16 protein-coding genes are annotated in these 16,105 nt (G+C 58.8%); 7 read left to right on the top strand and 9 right to left on the bottom strand.

Features of this window, described 5'->3' with window-relative positions; translation table 11 throughout:
- Window position 1 precedes the first annotated feature (1 nt).
- The 5 genes from mrdA to CTT34_RS07705 all read right to left on the bottom strand — a co-directional run bounded on the left by mrdA (window position 2) and on the right by CTT34_RS07705 (window position 4,939).
- Complete coding sequence (mrdA, locus tag CTT34_RS07725) at window positions 2–1,909, bottom strand: penicillin-binding protein 2 (protein WP_159341906.1); 1,908 nt, start codon at window positions 1,907–1,909, stop codon at window positions 2–4.
- Between the two features lie 84 nt (window positions 1,910–1,993).
- Window positions 1,994–2,461, bottom strand: coding sequence for a 23S rRNA (pseudouridine(1915)-N(3))-methyltransferase RlmH (gene rlmH / locus CTT34_RS07720; RefSeq protein ID WP_159341905.1), 468 nt, complete (start codon window positions 2,459–2,461; stop codon window positions 1,994–1,996).
- Entirely contained in the window at window positions 2,458–2,844 is a 387-nt protein-coding gene (gene rsfS / locus CTT34_RS07715) for a ribosome silencing factor (protein ID WP_159341904.1), read from the bottom strand. The genes rlmH and rsfS overlap by 4 nt, the downstream gene beginning before the upstream one ends.
- 116 nt (window positions 2,845–2,960) lie before the next feature.
- Window positions 2,961–3,635 (bottom strand): nicotinate-nucleotide adenylyltransferase, encoded by a 675-nt coding sequence (gene nadD, locus CTT34_RS07710; protein ID WP_159341903.1) that lies wholly within the window; start codon window positions 3,633–3,635, stop codon window positions 2,961–2,963.
- Window positions 3,632–4,939 carry a glutamate-5-semialdehyde dehydrogenase gene (locus CTT34_RS07705; protein WP_159341902.1) on the bottom strand — a complete coding sequence of 436 codons (1,308 nt, stop codon included), beginning with the start codon at window positions 4,937–4,939 and terminating at the stop codon, window positions 3,632–3,634. The genes nadD and CTT34_RS07705 overlap by 4 nt, the downstream gene beginning before the upstream one ends.
- A gap of 254 nt (window positions 4,940–5,193) precedes the next feature.
- Between CTT34_RS07705 and CTT34_RS07700 the strand changes: the two genes are divergently transcribed.
- The 3 genes from CTT34_RS07700 to CTT34_RS07690 are packed head-to-tail and all read left to right on the top strand — an operon-like array spanning window position 5,194 to window position 8,295.
- Entirely contained in the window at window positions 5,194–5,946 is a 753-nt protein-coding gene (locus CTT34_RS07700; RefSeq protein WP_368027185.1) for a hypothetical protein, read from the top strand.
- Window positions 5,943–6,869 (top strand): diguanylate cyclase domain-containing protein, encoded by a 927-nt coding sequence (locus CTT34_RS07695; RefSeq protein ID WP_159341900.1) that lies wholly within the window; start codon window positions 5,943–5,945, stop codon window positions 6,867–6,869. Before CTT34_RS07700 ends, CTT34_RS07695 begins: the two co-directional genes overlap by 4 nt.
- 28 nt (window positions 6,870–6,897) lie before the next feature.
- Complete coding sequence (locus tag CTT34_RS07690; protein WP_159341899.1) at window positions 6,898–8,295, top strand: bifunctional DedA family/phosphatase PAP2 family protein; 1,398 nt, start codon at window positions 6,898–6,900, stop codon at window positions 8,293–8,295.
- Between the two features lie 10 nt (window positions 8,296–8,305).
- On the opposite strand, the gene CTT34_RS07685 is transcribed toward CTT34_RS07690, so the two are convergent.
- Genes CTT34_RS07685 through mpl form a run of 3 tightly spaced genes read right to left on the bottom strand, consistent with a single transcriptional unit; the run spans window position 8,306 to window position 10,976 of the window.
- Window positions 8,306–8,929 (bottom strand): LysE family translocator, encoded by a 624-nt coding sequence (locus CTT34_RS07685; RefSeq protein ID WP_174788519.1) that lies wholly within the window; start codon window positions 8,927–8,929, stop codon window positions 8,306–8,308.
- Window positions 8,926–9,594: a flavin prenyltransferase UbiX gene (locus CTT34_RS07680; RefSeq protein ID WP_159341898.1), complete on the bottom strand. Its 669-nt coding sequence runs from the start codon at window positions 9,592–9,594 to the stop codon at window positions 8,926–8,928. Before CTT34_RS07680 ends, CTT34_RS07685 begins: the two co-directional genes overlap by 4 nt.
- Entirely contained in the window at window positions 9,591–10,976 is a 1,386-nt protein-coding gene (gene mpl / locus CTT34_RS07675) for a UDP-N-acetylmuramate:L-alanyl-gamma-D-glutamyl-meso-diaminopimelate ligase (RefSeq protein ID WP_159341897.1), read from the bottom strand. The genes CTT34_RS07680 and mpl overlap by 4 nt, the downstream gene beginning before the upstream one ends.
- Window positions 10,977–11,215: 239 nt before the next feature.
- Here mpl and CTT34_RS07670 point away from each other — a divergent pair, with 239 nt between their 5' ends.
- Window positions 11,216–11,608: a glutaredoxin family protein gene (locus tag CTT34_RS07670; protein WP_159341896.1), complete on the top strand. Its 393-nt coding sequence runs from the start codon at window positions 11,216–11,218 to the stop codon at window positions 11,606–11,608.
- A gap of 6 nt (window positions 11,609–11,614) precedes the next feature.
- On the opposite strand, the gene CTT34_RS07665 is transcribed toward CTT34_RS07670, so the two are convergent.
- Window positions 11,615–12,127: a hypothetical protein gene (locus tag CTT34_RS07665; protein WP_254436468.1), complete on the bottom strand. Its 513-nt coding sequence runs from the start codon at window positions 12,125–12,127 to the stop codon at window positions 11,615–11,617.
- A 276-nt stretch (window positions 12,128–12,403) separates the two neighbouring features.
- Between CTT34_RS07665 and CTT34_RS07660 the strand changes: the two genes are divergently transcribed.
- The 3 genes from CTT34_RS07660 to CTT34_RS07650 all read left to right on the top strand — a co-directional run bounded on the left by CTT34_RS07660 (window position 12,404) and on the right by CTT34_RS07650 (window position 16,100).
- On the top strand, window positions 12,404–13,975 hold the full coding sequence (locus tag CTT34_RS07660; protein WP_159341895.1) for an ABC transporter substrate-binding protein: 1,572 nt from the start codon (window positions 12,404–12,406) through the stop codon (window positions 13,973–13,975).
- Window positions 13,976–14,109: 134 nt separating this feature from the next.
- Window positions 14,110–15,159 carry an ABC transporter permease gene (locus tag CTT34_RS07655; protein ID WP_159341894.1) on the top strand — a complete coding sequence of 350 codons (1,050 nt, stop codon included), beginning with the start codon at window positions 14,110–14,112 and terminating at the stop codon, window positions 15,157–15,159.
- Entirely contained in the window at window positions 15,156–16,100 is a 945-nt protein-coding gene (locus CTT34_RS07650; protein ID WP_159341893.1) for an ABC transporter permease, read from the top strand. Before CTT34_RS07655 ends, CTT34_RS07650 begins: the two co-directional genes overlap by 4 nt.
- Window positions 16,101–16,105: the final 5 nt, after the last annotated feature.

The raw sequence follows: 16,105 nt of genomic DNA, 5'->3' as shown, positions 1-16,105 counted from the left end.
GCTAGTTACCCTCCACATTGGCAGTATCTTCTTCGAGCACCTCTTTGACGTCATCGACCTCGGGGGCATCCTCTTCGAGTAGCCACGCATCGGTCATCGCCCGCGCCAAATGCGCGGCATGGGTACTCCCGCCCCCTGCGTTCTCGACGATGACCGACACCGCAATCTGCGGATCGTCGATGGGGGCGAAGGCCATGAACAGGGCGTGATCGCGCAGTCGCTCTTCCAGCTCTTCGGCGTTATAGCGCTGGTCCTGCCCCAGGGAAAACACCTGGGCCGTTCCCGACTTGCCCCCCATACGGTACTCCAAACCCACGCCGGTTCGGCGTGCGGTGCCTTCGCTACCGCTGAGCACTTTCTCCATACCGCTATACACCCGATCCCACCAGTTATCGTTGGCAAGCTCGATATCGGGCAGCGTATCGGGAAGCTCCTCGGGCATGGGCTCATCGCCAATGCGCAGTGCCAGGCGCGGCTTCACCCAGTGCCCGCGGTTGGCCAGCGCCGCAGTGGCGCTGGCCAATTGAAGCGGTGTGACCTGCCAATACCCCTGACCGATACCCACCGACAGCGTTTCGCCGGGGTACCACGGCTGGTTGAAGCGTGCTCTTTTCCAGTCCCGCGAGGGCATCAGTCCCGTGCTCTCCCCTTGCACGTCGTGAGCCACGCGCTGACCAAAACCAAAGTTGGTCATCTGCTCGTGAAGCTTATCGATGCCCAGGTCGTGCGCCAGCGTGTAGTAGTAGGTGTTGTTGGAGACCGCAATGGAGCGCTCCATATCCACCCGACCGTGCCCCCAGCGTAGCCAGTTGCGGTAACGGCGCGAGTCGTTGGGCAGTTGATAGTAACCAGGGTCGTTGATGGTGCTGTCGGGGGTGATCACGCCCTCCACTAACCCCGCCAATGCCAAGAACGGCTTGATGGTCGACCCCGGCGGATAGTGGCCGCGAATGGCCCGGTTGAACAGCGGCAGGTCGATGTCTTCCTGCAGCGCCAGATAAGAGGCCACATCGATGCCGGTAACGAACTGGTTGCTGTCGAACCCGGGGGTCGACACCATGGCCAAAATCTCACCGGTATCGGGCACGATGGCCACGATGGAACCACGCCGACCGTCCAACAGCTCGTAGGCGAGCATTTGTAAGGAGCGATCGAGGGTCAGTGTCAGGTTGGCGCCAGGCACTGGATCGGTACGGCCAAGCTCGCGCAGCACGCGCCCACGCGCGTTGGTTTCGACCTTGCGCAGCCCCGCTTCGCCGTGTAGCTCGGTCTCGTAGAAACGCTCGACGCCGGTTTTACCAATGAAGTGGGTGCCGGCATAGCGGCCTGGATCGAGCTCCTGCAGCTCGTCAGCATTGATACGCCCAACGTATCCCAACGCATGAGCCATGACTTCTGAATCGGGGTAATAGCGCAGCAGCTGCGCTTCTACTTCGACACCGGGAAGACGGTGGCGATTGACGGCCAGCCGAGCGATCTGCTCTTCGCTCAGGTCGCTCATCAGTAGCGCAGGCTGGAAGGGGCGCTGGCGCTGGCGGGAACGCACCTGGAATGCCTCGATCTCTTCGTCGGGCAGTTCGAGAAGATCCACCAGCAGAGCGAGAGTGTCGTCTAGGTCGTCGACCCGCTCACGCACTAGGGTCAGATTGTAGGTGGGGCGATTTTCCGCCAGCAGCACGCCGTTACGGTCATAAATGAGCCCGCGATTGGGTGGCAAAGGCTCGACTCGCACGCGGTTCTTTTCAGAGCGGGTGCTGTAGAGGTCGTGCTGCACGATTTGCAGATAGCCTAGCCGACTGACCAACAGGCTGGTGAGCACTACCACCACCAACACGGCAAGCAGCGCCCGGACACGGAAAATACGCAGCTCTTGCTCGGGATTTTTTAGCGTGTCACGGCGCTGGGGCATGGCAACAGATGACTCTCACAAACAATAAAAGCGGCGGCCCCAGTGGGGAGTAAACGCAACCTAGGTTCCAGCGGCGCGTAGCGCCTATCGGTGATAGGGATGTCCCACCAAGAGTGTCCAGGCACGATAAAGCTGCTCTGCCAGCATGATTCGAACGAGCGGATGAGGCAGCGTCAGGGGCGAGAGGGACCACGCTTTGTCCGCCATGGCAGACAGCGAAGGTTCCAAACCGTCGGGGCCACCGACGAGCAGTACGACATCTCGCCCTTCCATGCGCCAAGCATCTGACTCTTGAGCGAGCTGCTCGGTGGTCCAAGGCTTCCCTTTGACTTCCAGTGCAACGACGATTTCATCCCCCCGCAGCTTTTCGCGGATACGCTGCGCCTCTTGCGCACGCGCTTTGGCGATATCGGCATTTTTGCCGCGCTGACCCAATGGGATCTCTTCGACCTCTAAGGTGAAATCCCGAGGAAGCCGCTTGCGGTAGGTCTCAACGCCCTGCTCTACCCACGCTGGCATTTTGGTACCCACCGCTAACAGCCGAATCCTCATGACATCGTGGCTCGCTCTTCGAACTGTTTGAGCGATTCGCCGATGGCGCCAGCATCGCTGGGCAAGTCGGCCCAAAGACGCTCGAGATCATACAGCGCACGGGCTTCAGGCAGCATGATATGTACGACGATGTCGTCCAAATCGACCAAGACCCAATCGGCATTGTCACCGCCTTCTACGCCGCGAGGATGAAGACCGGACGCTTTGGCTTTTTCGACCACGTTCTGCGCCAGGGCAGCCACGTGACGGGTAGAAGTGCCGCTGGCGATGAGCATCAGGTCGGTCACTTCGGTGAGTTTCGCAACGTCGAGTTGCGTGATATCGCGTGCTTTCAGCTCTTCTAGCGCGTCAATCGCTAGATTTTTCAGTGTATCGATGTGCATGACTCCTAAAGGCAACCCCTTGTGGTGATAGAGAGTATCGTGACTAACGTTGGACTTTTACGTGGCATCAGCCTGCAAGCGGGCCATTGTAACGGCTTCTTTCACGACTGCCAGCGCTATTCATCGGATTGATAAAGACGCTCGTGAAAAATCGCCTGCTCCACCGCCTCAGGCACCAGATAACGCACGCTTTTTCCCTCTTTCAACCGTTGGCGTATGTAAGTGGCCGAAATCGCCATCAGCGACGGCAGTTCTAACCGTAAAACGCCGCCCCGCGTGCGCGCCATCAATTCGCTGACACTACTGACTTCACGATCGCCGACCAGTTCCGTCAGCGCCGACGGCCATGGCGATTGATAGCCTGGACGCGCAATGACCACCAAATGCGCCAATGAAAATACCTGCTCTGGGCGATCCCAGTGCGCCAGGCGTAAAAAGGCGTCGTAGCCAATCACCATGACCAGCGGCACCGCATCGCCATACTGTTGGCGAAGCTCGGCCAGGGTATCGACACTGTAGGAGGGGCCATCTCGGTGAAGCTCACGATCATCCGCCACGATCCCTGGGGCGTCGCCGATGCCCGCTTGCAAGAGCGCCAAACGTTGGGCTGGCGACACTTGAGGGGTATCGCGCAGGGGCGGTTGCGGTGCAGGCACCATGTGCAGCGTATCCAGGCCTAGCGCCTCTCGCACTTCCAGCGCGCTGCGCAGGTGGCCATGATGAACCGGGTCGAACGTTCCCCCCATCATGCCCACCCGCGGAGGCTGCGGGTGGTGTGGCGTCTCACTCATTGCCTAACCTGACCATCGCCCAACACGATGTATTTCTGTGTCGTCAGTCCTTCCAGCCCTACCGGCCCCCGGGCATGAAGCTTGTCGGTAGAAATACCGATTTCGGCACCCAGACCGTATTCGAAGCCATCGGCAAAGCGAGTAGAGGCATTCACGATCACCGAGCTCGAATCCACTTCTGCCATGAAGCGTCTTGCCAGGGAATAGTCCTGCGTCACGATAGCGTCGGTATGGTGCGAGCCGTAGCGCTCGATATGTTCGATGGCTTCCTCGATGCCGTCCACCACCTTGATCGCCAAGATGGGGGCCAGGTACTCTGCCTGCCAATCCGCGTCGGTGGCTTCGAGCGCCTGGGGCAGCAGCGCACGGGTGCGCTCACAGCCACGCAGTTCGACCTCGTGTTCGGCATACGCGCGGGCGAGTTCAGGTAGCAGGATATCCGCCACCGGCGCGTCCACCAACAGCGTCTCCATGGTGTTGCACGTGCCGTAGCGATGGGTTTTGGCATTGACCGCAATCGCCAGTGCCTTGGCGGGGTCCGCCGTCGTATCGATGTAGACATGACACACGCCGTCCAAATGCTTGATGACCGGCACCTTGGCATCGCGGGAAATACGTTCGATCAGCGACTTGCCGCCACGGGGAATGATCACGTCGATATAGGCCGGCATGCTGATCATCTCGCCGACGGCCGCACGGTCCGTGGTCGCCACGACTTGCACGCTGCCTGCGGGTAGCCCTGCATCGGCCAACCCTGCTTGTAGGCAGCGGCTCAGCGCTGCGTTGGAAGCGCTTGCCTCGGAGCCGCCACGCAGCACACAGGCATTGCCCGATTTCAGGCAGAGGCTGGCCGCTTCGATGGTCACGTTAGGGCGCGACTCGTAAATGATACCGATCACCCCCAACGGCACCCGCATTTTCCCCACCTGAATACCGCTGGGCCGATAGCTCATCCCATCTATCTCGCCGACCGGGTCTGGTAAGGCCGCCACTTGACGCAGGCCCTCGATCATCGCGTCGATGCGCTGGTCATTGAGCGCCAAACGATCCAGCAGCGCGTTATCCAGTCCATTCTCCCGTCCACGCTGCATGTCTTGAGCATTGGCCTGTAAAATATCGCTGCGCGCCGCATCGACACGTTTGGCCATGGCGGCCAATGCTTGATTCTTGACGTGCGTATCAGCGCGACGCAGGGCGCTGGCGGCGGCTCGGGCGCTTTGTCCTAGCTGTTGCATGTACGCGGGTACATCCCCGGCTGCCAGATGGTGTTGGGCGTCTTGTTGGAATGTATCTGAACCGCGCATGCGATCTCCCTATGTCGTGAGCGTTGCCAATGAAGTGAGGCGTGTCGTATTGCCAATGAACATTATACTGAGTGATTCCAAGGACGAGGCCAAGCAATGCGTTATGCTACGGGCCACTGGGCCATTCGCCATCAGGTAAATAGTAAGCCACCATGCAAAGCAAATACAAAATCAGCCTATTGAGGGCTAATCTACTTGCCGCGGCCGTCGCTTTATCGCTCTGGATACCCAGCGCGGAACCTGCAGCGGCAGTCATGATGTGGCTCTCCATCGGCTGGCTCTTGATCACCGCCTTGATCTTGGATTTTAGCCATCGCCGCTCCCGAGGTTTGCCCTGGCAAATGCTCGCAGGCACGCTTCTGCTGGGACTCATCGCCTCCGCACCAGACCGACATGCGCTACTCATTTGGGCTTGGGGGGCCGTGTTCATGCTACCCCAGGATCGTTGGGCGGCCATTTTCAACGGTGGCGCTGCGCTGGTCAGTTGCCTCGTGCTGATGCCTCATATCCCGCTCCCCGAATGGCTGTTGATGACACTCTCCTTGAGCATCCTACTGCTGCTGGCCATGTCGCGCACCCACCAACTGCTGACGATCAATGGCGTCATTCGTCAGCGGTTACGCCTCATACCCGGTTTGAATCTGTGGGCTGGCGAGCAGTTGTTGCGAGACTTGATACGCGAACAGACCCGCTCCGAGCGTGAAGCCATTCATGCCGACGTACTCATCGTTCGGGTAAGAAGACGCCAGCTTTGGCCGGTGGCACAAAAACTATGCGAACTTACCTACGATTTCGAGAACGTCTACCGTCTCAACAGCACGACGCTGGCTACCTTGATGCTCTCCAAAACCCCAGGAGAAGCTGCCAGCCGCCGGACGCTATTAGTAGCCGCCCTGCCTGATAACGTGCTCACGCAACACACCCCCCTGATGGACATCGAGCTTGCCTCGTTGACGCTCGACGAGTTGAGCCACTTTCCAGCATCCCACCTACGTGAGGTGGCATGAATACCATCTTTTCCCCAAAACGTCTCATGACCTTGGCTTACGGTACTAGCATTATCGCGATGGTCGCCTATACGCTATGGCTCTATGCCATGGGTAGCTACCGCGAGTTGCTGGTGCCTCTGTTCGTGTCTCTCTTGCTATTAGCGTGCCTGTTAATGCACGTGGGCCAGGGCACTCAGCCGGCGCTGCCTCGCTTGGTACTGCTGATCAGCACCTACGTCGTCGTGCTGAGCGCGGTGAATGCCAACGTGGAAACGTCCTCACTGTGGTGGGGATTACCGATGGCTGCGACGTTTTTGCTGCTTCCTTTATGGAGTGCGCTGGCGGTCAACACGGCGAGCTTGATCGCCTGGTGGTGGCTGGCGCCGGTCGGCGTCATACCACTTTCGCTAGGTGTTGTCGTCTTGGCCCTGCTGCTTGCGCTGCCTCCTTGGGAACACGCCCGACGTCGCGCATTGCTTCGCGCCACGGACCCCAATGACAGTGACTGCAACGCCTACCATGTCGACACGTTAAAAGAGCGCTTGAACAACGAATTCCAGCGTGCTGCCATGTTGAACAAACGCTTGGCCGTCTTGGTGCTCCACCTCCCGCAATTGGACATGGCCGGAGAGCAGTTTGGCCAGCGGGCCCAAACGGCACTGTTAGCCGCGCTGTGTCAGGAGGTCAACAGTCGCTGCCGAGACCACGACATACTGGGCCGCGCAGGCAGCGCTACGTTTTGGCTGGTGCTGCCAGATACCAGTGAGAGCGGCGCGCTGCTCGTGCGTGAACGGCTGCAGCGGTCGCTGTCACACTGCGTACTGGTCGAGACCGGACAGCTGGAAGTCCGCATCGCCACCTGCCTGCCGCTACGCAAAGAGAGCTTCGAGCGCTACATACAGCGACTGGAAGCACGCGCCGACGCGATGGCCAACGTCTAGTTTTCTTGTTTTGTGGATGGATTCACTCTTGCCGACTGCTGACACGCTACTTTCTCTTTCGCTTTCGCCGACGGCGCTATTACTTCTGGTACTGGGCATTGCGCTGATTGAATCTCTCGCGCTGGTGGGATTACTCGTGCCAGGCGTCGTACTGATCACGGCGGCCGCGTCGATGGCAGGGCATCAGATGATTGCCCTCCCTTGGCTAATCGGCGCGGCTTTCATCGGGGCCGTACTTGGCGACGGCTTGAGCTACTTACTGGGCGCGCGTTACAGCGAGCGTGTGCTGACACGCTGGCCGCTATCGCAACATCCAGAGTGGCTGGGCCGAGGAGCGCGCTTCTTCGAGCATTACGGCGTTTACTCGGTGTTCATTGGCCGTTTCGTCGGCCCGGTGCGCCCTATCATTCCGCTTGTTGCTGGCATGATGCACATGCCAACGCGAACTTTTCTACTGGCCAACATCACGTCGGCTGCACTCTGGGCTCCGGCCTATCTGCTGCCAGGCTACTTGCTGGGCCACACCTGGCAGCAACGGCTCGACCTTCCTGCTAACGTGGAGATGGCCCTTTTTGTCATGGCCGCCAGCATCGTGGGGCTCGCTATCGTGTTCTCATGGGGGCGGGCTCAGGTGGGACGTGATGGCCGTGTGTATTTCTTCATCGCTCGGCTGGCTCGGCGCGTACCCGCCATACGGCGCCCCTGGCTAGCCATGAGCCGTAGTGGCGAGGTGCCCTTGGCGTCGCTGTTCTTATCGCTCCTCGCGCTCACCTTGGCATGCGCGTGGACACTGCTGGTGCTGAAGCACCCCGAGCCACTGATGATCGACCTTCAGGCACAGCGGCTCTTCGCTTGGCTCGACACCGACTGGCTGACGGCGACCAGCCTGGTGCTCGCCAAAATAGGTGACAAGGCTGGAATCGTCGCGCTGACGCTCCCTTGGTTCGGCTGGCTCGTCTGGATCAAACGGTGGGATTTACTGACCCATGGAGCGCTGGCATTGGGAGGCATCGGCGCGCTCAATACCTTGGGTAAGGCCGTTTTTGCAAGACCCAGGCCCGACACACCGGAGTATCTGACCGGGTCGTTCTCCTACCCCAGCGCGCATACATCGACCTGGGTCGTCGTCGTTGGCCTATTCGCCGCTTTCGCTGCATCGCGACTGCCTCGACAAAGGCGCATGTGGGTTTATTGGCTAGCCATGGTAACGGCGCTGCCGATGGCGCTGTCACGCTTGGTGCTGGGCGTTCACTGGCTGAGTGATCTCATCGGCGGTGCATTGCTGGGATTGGTCGTGTGCGCCGTGGTTCAAATCAACTGGCAGCGCCGCTATCGGCCACCGCTGCCAGCGCTGCCCTGGGCAGCGCTGTTGCTGGGGCCACTCGTGCTATTGAGCGTACGCGTAGCGTTCTTTCCGCCCGTCTGAGGCGTTACGCTCAACCAAGCGCTAGCCAAAGACCTACACCGATCATCAACGTACCCGCAATACGGTTTAATAGCCTGACATTACCACTTTTGCCTAGCACCTTACGTAGCGTTTTCCCACCAGTGGCATACACCAGCATGCTGGCAAATTCGATGGTCAGAATTACCGCGATCAACAGGCTCAACTGCGGAGCCAAAGGCCTGCTGCCGTCCAAAAAGGGGGGCAACAGCACCATGAAAAATGCCCACCCCTTGGGATTGGCCACCGCGGTGACCAGCCCCTGAGTCGCTAACTGAAGACGCCCCGCCGCGGGCCCCGTATCCAGCTCGCTAGGAATGGCCATCCGCCCACGTGAGCGCCACATCATGATGCCCAAATAAGCCAAATAGGCACCGCCCACCCACTTGAAGGCGATGAATAATTCGGGCTGGCGCAGCATCAACGCAGCGACGCCCGCCCCCGCCGCCGCCGCTACGAAACCGACGCCGATAAGCTCCCCGATCATCATCCACAGAGTGCGCTTGACGCCTTGCGTCATGCCCAACACCATGGCCAGTGTCATGCACATGCCTGGTGTTAACGAGACGAAGAGAAACGTCGGTACGAAGACCGAGAGCGTCGCCCATGACATCATGACGAACCGTCCTTGTTTTGCGCATCGCGTGAGGTGGCCGCAACGTGTTGCTCTTCGCCCCAGCGCGGCATCAGCGTATGCGCGATCCCCAACTGATTGAGAATGCGCGCCACGATGAAGTCGATCAAATCTTCCAGGCGCTGGGGACGATGATAGAACCCCGGCGCGGCGGGCAGAATTACTACCCCCAGGCGACTCAGCGCCAACATGTGCTCTAAGTGAATCGGCGAAAAAGGGCTTTCGCGCGGCACCATGACCAGCGTGCGACGCTCTTTGATGGCGACGTCCGCCGCCCGCTCGATCAAGTTGTTACTCGCGCCGGTGGCCACTGCCGACAATGTGCCTGTTGAGCAGGGGCAAACGACCATGGCCGACGGTGCGCCCGACCCAGACGCCACCGGTGCCATCCAATCCTCGCGACCGAAACAACGGATCTGCCCAGGCTGCGCACCGCTGCGTTCAGTCAGCGCCTCGACCAAACGCTGCGGCTGAGCCGGAAGGGACACATCGGTTTCCGTGGCGATCACCATATGGGCTGCTTTGGAAATCATGACCCATACTTCGTGCCCAGCCTTCACCAACACATCGATCAATCTCAGACCGTATTGAGCACCTGACGCCCCGGTAAGGGCAACGGTGACCGGTGGCTTGAACGTCGTCGTCACTTTTCTAGCTCCCGCTTGGTCAATGCGTTCAATAAACGCTCATGTACCCCTTCAAAGCCACCGTTGGACATCACCACGATACGATCTAGCGGTGACGCTTGTGTGACCACGGCCTCCACCAGCGCCTCGATGTCATCAAACAGTGCGGCGCGCTCCCCCTGAGCCTCGACGAGCGACTCCATTGACCAAGCCACGTTGCTGGGCTGAAACCAAAACACCGCATCCGCCTCGGCAACGCTATCAATCAATCGCTCACGCAGCGCGCCTAAGCGCATGGTGTTGGAACGCGGCTCGATCACCGCCAGTAGGCGGCCCTTGGTCGTGGCGGCGCGCAAGCCCTCCAGCGTGGCAGCAATCGCCGTGGGATGGTGAGCAAAATCATCGATGACCTGAATACCGTTGACCTCTCCTCGGAGCTCCTGGCGGCGACGGGGCGTTTGAAAACGTGCCAACGCGGCACAGGCGCGCGCTAACTGCACCCCGCACAGGCGCGCAGCGGCCAGCGCCGCCAAGGCGTTACGCGCGTTGTATTCACCAGTGAGCGTCCACTCGACGACACCATCCTCCTCGCCCTGGTCGCTGACATGCAGCACCTGGAAACGGCTGGCATCGGGACGCTCCAAGCGAAGCTGCCATTGGCTGCTGGCGTCGGTGCCAAAACGGAACACCGGCGACCAAGTGCCCATAGAGAGCACCCGTTCCAACGCAGGCTGTTGATCGGCGACCAGCAACTGCCCTTTGCGAGGTACGATGCGGACTAAATGATGAAACTGTCGCTCGATGGCGGCTAAGTCTGGAAAAATGTCGGCGTGATCGAACTCGAGATTGTTCATCACTGCGATATGCGGGCGGTAGTGCACGAATTTGGAGCGCTTGTCGAAAAAGGCCGTATCGTATTCGTCGGCCTCCACCACGAAGGGAGCCTCAGGCGCGCCCAAACGAGCGGAAACACCAAAGTTGCGCGGCACGCCACCAATCAGAAAGCCGGGCGATAGGCCTCCGCTTTCCAGTAGCCACGCCAATAAGCTTGCGGTGGTCGTCTTACCGTGAGTGCCCGCCACGGCAATCACTTGTCGTCCTGGAAGCACATGCTCGGCCAACCACTGCGCACCGGAGGTGTAGCGCAAGCCACTATCGAGCAGCGCCTCGACCTCGGGGTTCCCTCGCGAAAGCGCATTACCCACCACCACCATGTCGATGGCATCCGACAGATTCTCCTCACGATAGCCTTCCATCAGGGTAATGCCCGCCTCCGCGAGCTGCGTGCTCATCGGTGGATACACATTGGCATCGGAGCCGCTCACCTCATGGCCCAATTCCCGCGCGAGTAGTGCAAGGCTCCCCATAAAGGTGCCACAGATACCGATAATGTGCAGACGCATGGGCCAAGCGCTCCCTTCCTAACCATTTCAAACGATTGAACTTACCGAACCTACCAATCAGCGAGCGCTGAGATTAGCACGCCACGCGATGATGCTCACCTTGTTCGCAAGAAGAGAGGGGGCAAACGGCCGAGAAAGTGACAATGGAGACGATTTATTGCAGGATGCGCCCACCTATTGTTCGCCATTTACATTGACAGCCCTGCACCGTGACCCATAGGGCAGAACAGGAGTCCATCATGCGTGTATTGATTCGCTACTTTTTTAGAGGTGTTCGCATCTTGCTGGCGCCGGTCATGCTGATCTCAGAGAAGCTATCGACCCCTTCCGCCGTGGAGCGCTCTCCAGAAGAGCAAGCACGCGTCGATGCCGAATGCCAGAAACTCGCGCTCTATCAGTTTCGAACGTGCCCATTTTGTATCAAAGTGCGTAAAGAGATGGCGCGCCTGGGGCTCAACATCGAGCTGCGGGATGCCCAGCTGGACCCCGACCACAAACAGGCGCTGCTGGTAGGCGGCGGCAAAGTCAAAGTCCCCTGCCTTAAAATCGATCACGATGACGGGCAAGCGACGTGGCTCTATGAATCGGATGAGATCAACCGCTGGCTACATCAGCGCTTTGCGAGTCACTAACGACTTTTAGAACTCCACCCTTTGTGCGACCAGCTCGAAGTTAACGCGAATATCGATGCCCTCCGATATGCTGGGAGGTGTCTCAGCGTCGTGTTGAAGCGCTAAAACGCCGTGAATCTTGCCTTGCAGGTGTAACTCGCGCCCTTGCTGCTCCACGTGGTTCAATGACACATGAATATTGCCTCCTTCCGAGGTGTAAAGGGGTGGTATGGCCGTGGGTCCAATGAGCTGCATGACCTTGGCCGAGACGAGTTCATCCCCCTCCAGTACGAAACTCAGAACCAGCGCCTCTTGGGCATCCCACTCCAGCGGGTCGACGAAACCGGTGACCTCGACTTGTCGCTGGTCGCCGACATCCATGAACGTCGCATTGGAATCGTCACTTTGTCGTAATACGAACCAAGCACGCTTGTCACCGTCCAATGTCCCGACTATATTCGCCGACTCGTCAGCGCCTGCTAACAGCGCACCGCCCGTTAATGCACTGGCGAGTAGCCAGCCAACCCCTTGTTTGAACATCGCCTACGACACCTTCTGTGGTCTGTTCGAGGCTAGCCAGCCAAAGCACTGGCACGCATCGACTTTTGTCTAACACCCTGGTCTACAACGTGCGTCGTTAGCCTCATCATTTATCAGATGAATGAGGCCAGTCATTATTTCGATTGTATGACGCTATGACCTCTCTCTATGTTGTCAGCATAGCTTACGAGCTGACCGTGTCTGTTTTGCTGGTCATTGATGCGTCTGCGACATGTCCAGCAAAGCGAACAATAAACAACATACATGGGAACAAAGATGACGCTCAAGAAGACACTACTGGCCTCTGTGATTGGTGCAACCGTAGCAGCAACCGCCATGTTGCCGATGACGGCAAGCGCAGAAACCCTGCGTATTGGTTACTCTGCTGACCCTGAAACCTTGGACCTGCACGAGCAGCTCTCCGGAGGCGTATTGCGTTTTTCGCACCTCGCTTTCGACCCGCTGGTACGCTGGACCAAAGACTTCCAATTCGAGCCGCGCCTGGCCACCGAATGGGAGCAGGTAGACGACACCACCATGCGCATGACCCTGCGCGAAGGCGTTACTTTCCATTCCGGTAACCCTTTCACAGCGAAAGACGTCGTATGGACCATTGAGCGTCTGAAAGAGAGCCCGGATTACCGCGCCATTTTTGATCCGGTGGCTAGCGCAGAAGCCATCGACGACTATACCGTCGAAATCACCACGTCTGAGCCCTATCCGCTGCTGTTGAACCTTGCTACCTACATTTTCCCGATGGATAGCGAGTTCTACACGGGCGAAACCGAAGAGGGTAACGACAAAGCCGAGATCGTCAAAGCGGGGAACTCCTTCGCTTCACGTAACGTATCAGGCACCGGCCCGTTCATCGTCACCGACCGCCGCCAGGGTGTCCGCGTCGACTTCAAACGTTTTGAGGATTACTGGGATACCGAAAGCGAAGGCAACGTTTCTGAAATCATTTTGACGCCGATCGCTGAAAACGCCTCCCGCGTAGCGGCCCTCCTCTCCGGTGGCGTGGACTTCATCGATGCCGTTCCGCCCAACGACTTGGATCGTGTGCGTGAAGCCGACGGTGTCGAATTGGTCGAAGTGCCCGGCACCCGTATCATTGGCTTCCAGCTCAACGAAGAGCGTGTCGAGGCCTTTCAGGATGCTCGTGTTCGCCAAGCCGTCGACCTCGCCATCAATCAGGAAGGTATCGCCGACCGCCTGATGCGCGGATTCGCCACACCGGCTGGCCAGTTCTCTCCTGAAGGTTACTCGGGCCACAATCCGGATCTCGTTCCGCGCTACGATCTAGAACGCGCCCAAGCGTTGATGGCCGAAGCGGGCTACGAAGAGGGTTTCAGCGTCGATATGATCGCGCCCAACAACCGCTACGTGAACGATGCGCAAATCGCTCAGGCGGTGGCCAACATGTTGGCGCGTATCAACATTACGGTGAACCTGCGTACCATGCCGCTGGCCCAGTACTGGCCCGAGTACGACACCCGCCAGTCCGACATCGCCATGATCGGTTGGCACGCCGATACCGAAGATACTGCTAACTTCTTCCAGTATCTCTCGTTCTGTATCGATGAAGAGAGCGGTGCTGGCCAGTACAACTATGGCAGCTACTGCAATGAAGAGATCGACGCGCTGGTGACGGAAGCCGACGGCGAAACCGATCTCGAGAAACGCAACGACATGCTGCGTGAAGCCGAAGCCATGCTGTATGAAGACGTTGGTTTCGTCATGCTGCACTGGCAAAACTTGGCCTACGCGGCAGCGGAAGGCGTCGACGTTGAGCCGGTCGTTAGCGCACTGGACTTCCCCTACCTGGGTGACTTGGTGATCGAACGCTAAGCCCCACGCTGAACCGAACACCCGCGCAAGGATGCTTCGCTCTCCAGTCATGCTGGAGGGCGAAGCGTTTTCGTTGGGCCGCCACGGCCCGCATGCGGCGCGTCTCTGATTAACCTACATAGGTGGCGTACGCCATGATTGCTTTTTTAATCAAGCGGCTGATGCACGCAATATTGGTGATGTTTGTCATCAGTGTACTGGCCTTCGCCATCCAGGATAACCTGGGTGACCCTGTACAGCAGATGGTCGGACAGTCGGTCCCCGAAAGTGAGCGCGAAGCCATTCGTGAACGGTTGGGGCTCAACGACCCCTTCCTAGTTCAATACGTGCGCTTTGCCAAAAATGCCGTTCAAGGGGATTTTGGCGACTCCTATTTCTACCGCGAACCGGCGCTGGAAGTGATTGCTCGGCACCTGCCCGCTACCCTTGAGCTGGTCTTTGCCGCCACGCTAATCATCGTGCTGCTGTCGGTGCCCATTGGCGTGTATAGCGCGATCAAACCGCGCTCGCCCATCTCCCGATTTTTCATGGGCGCATCGATCATCGGCATTTCGATCCCGGTCTTCTTGACCGCCATCGTGTTGATTCAAATTTTTTCGATTGGCATCACCGTCTCGCTGTTCCCCGAAAGCACGGCCTGGGGCGCTTGGCTCAACGGTGTATTATCGACCGAGGGCAATATGCCGTCGTTTGGCCGTGGCTATGATTTGGTGCACGTCGTGGGCCACTGGGATACCAACCTAGTGACCTGGGACGGATTGAAGCACTTGGTGCTGCCCGCCGTGTCGCTGGCGTCGATCATGCTGCCGCTGTTCATACGTTTGATTCGCGCAGAAATGATGGAAGTGCTGCAGTCCGAGTACGTGAAGTATGCCCGAGCCAAAGGAATCTCCATGCGTCGGGTCTATTTCGTGCACGCGCTGAAAAACACCATGCTGCCGGTGATTACCGTGGGCGGCGTGCAAATCGGTACCATGGTGGCCTACACCATTTTGACCGAAACCGTTTTCCAATGGCCGGGCATGGGGCTGATGTTCCTCGACGCCATCAACCGTGCCGACATTCCGCTCATCGTGACCTACCTGATGATTGTCGGCGTCATTTTCGTGGTTACGAACACCATCGTGGACCTGATCTACGGCTTCGTGAACCCCACCGTAAAACTGACTGGTAAGCCCGCATGACAACGTCCACTTCTACCCCCGCACCAAGCCGCTGGGAGCGCCTGCGCGACTCCTTTTTGTGGTACAGCTTCAAGCGCGACCGCACGGCACAGCTCTGCCTTGCCGTGTTCGTTTGCTTGGTCGTGACGGCGTTTTCGGCACCGTTACTGGCACCTACCGACCCTTATGACTTGTCACAGATAGACATTCTTGCCTCCGAGCTACCTCCCTTCTGGATCGATGGCGCCGACCCGATGTACACCCTGGGCACCGATGCTCAGGGCCGGGACCTGCTTTCGATCATCCTTTACGGCACGCGGGTATCGCTGCTGATCGGCTTTGGCGCCGTGGCGCTGCAAGCGCTGTTGGGGGTGACCTTCGGGCTGATGGCAGGCTATTTGGGCGGCCGCGTCGACGCCTTCCTGATGCGTCTGGCGGATATCCAGCTCTCGTTCTCGACACTGATGGTAGCCATCGTCGTGGGGGCCGTGGTGAAAGCCACCTTGGGCAGTGCTTTCTACAGCCAGTACGCCGTGCTGATGCTGATTTTGATCATCGGCTTGGCCGAGTGGCCCCAGTACGCGCGCACGGTGCGCGCCTCGGTACTCGCCGAGAAAAACAAAGAGTACGTCGACGCCGCCCGCGTCATGGGCCTGCGCAGCAAGCGCATCATGTTCCGTCACGTGCTGCCCAATACGCTGTCACCGATCTTCGTCATTTCGACGGTGCAAATTGCTAACGCCATCATTTCTGAAGCAGCGCTGTCGTTTTTAGGGCTGGGCATGCCGGAAACTCACCCTTCACTTGGGTCGCTGATCAAAGCAGGCTTTGACTACATTCAGTCAGGCTCTTGGTGGATCACGCTGATCCCCGGTGCGGTGCTGGTCGTGCTGGTGCTGTCGATCAATCTTCTGGGCGACTGGCTGCGCGATGTCATGAACCCACGACTCTACAAAGGCTGAGGACA

This window comes from Halomonas meridiana, assembly GCF_009846525.1.
GTDB lineage: Bacteria > Pseudomonadota > Gammaproteobacteria > Pseudomonadales > Halomonadaceae > Vreelandella.
This window is presented reverse-complemented; position numbering and strand designations above follow the sequence as displayed.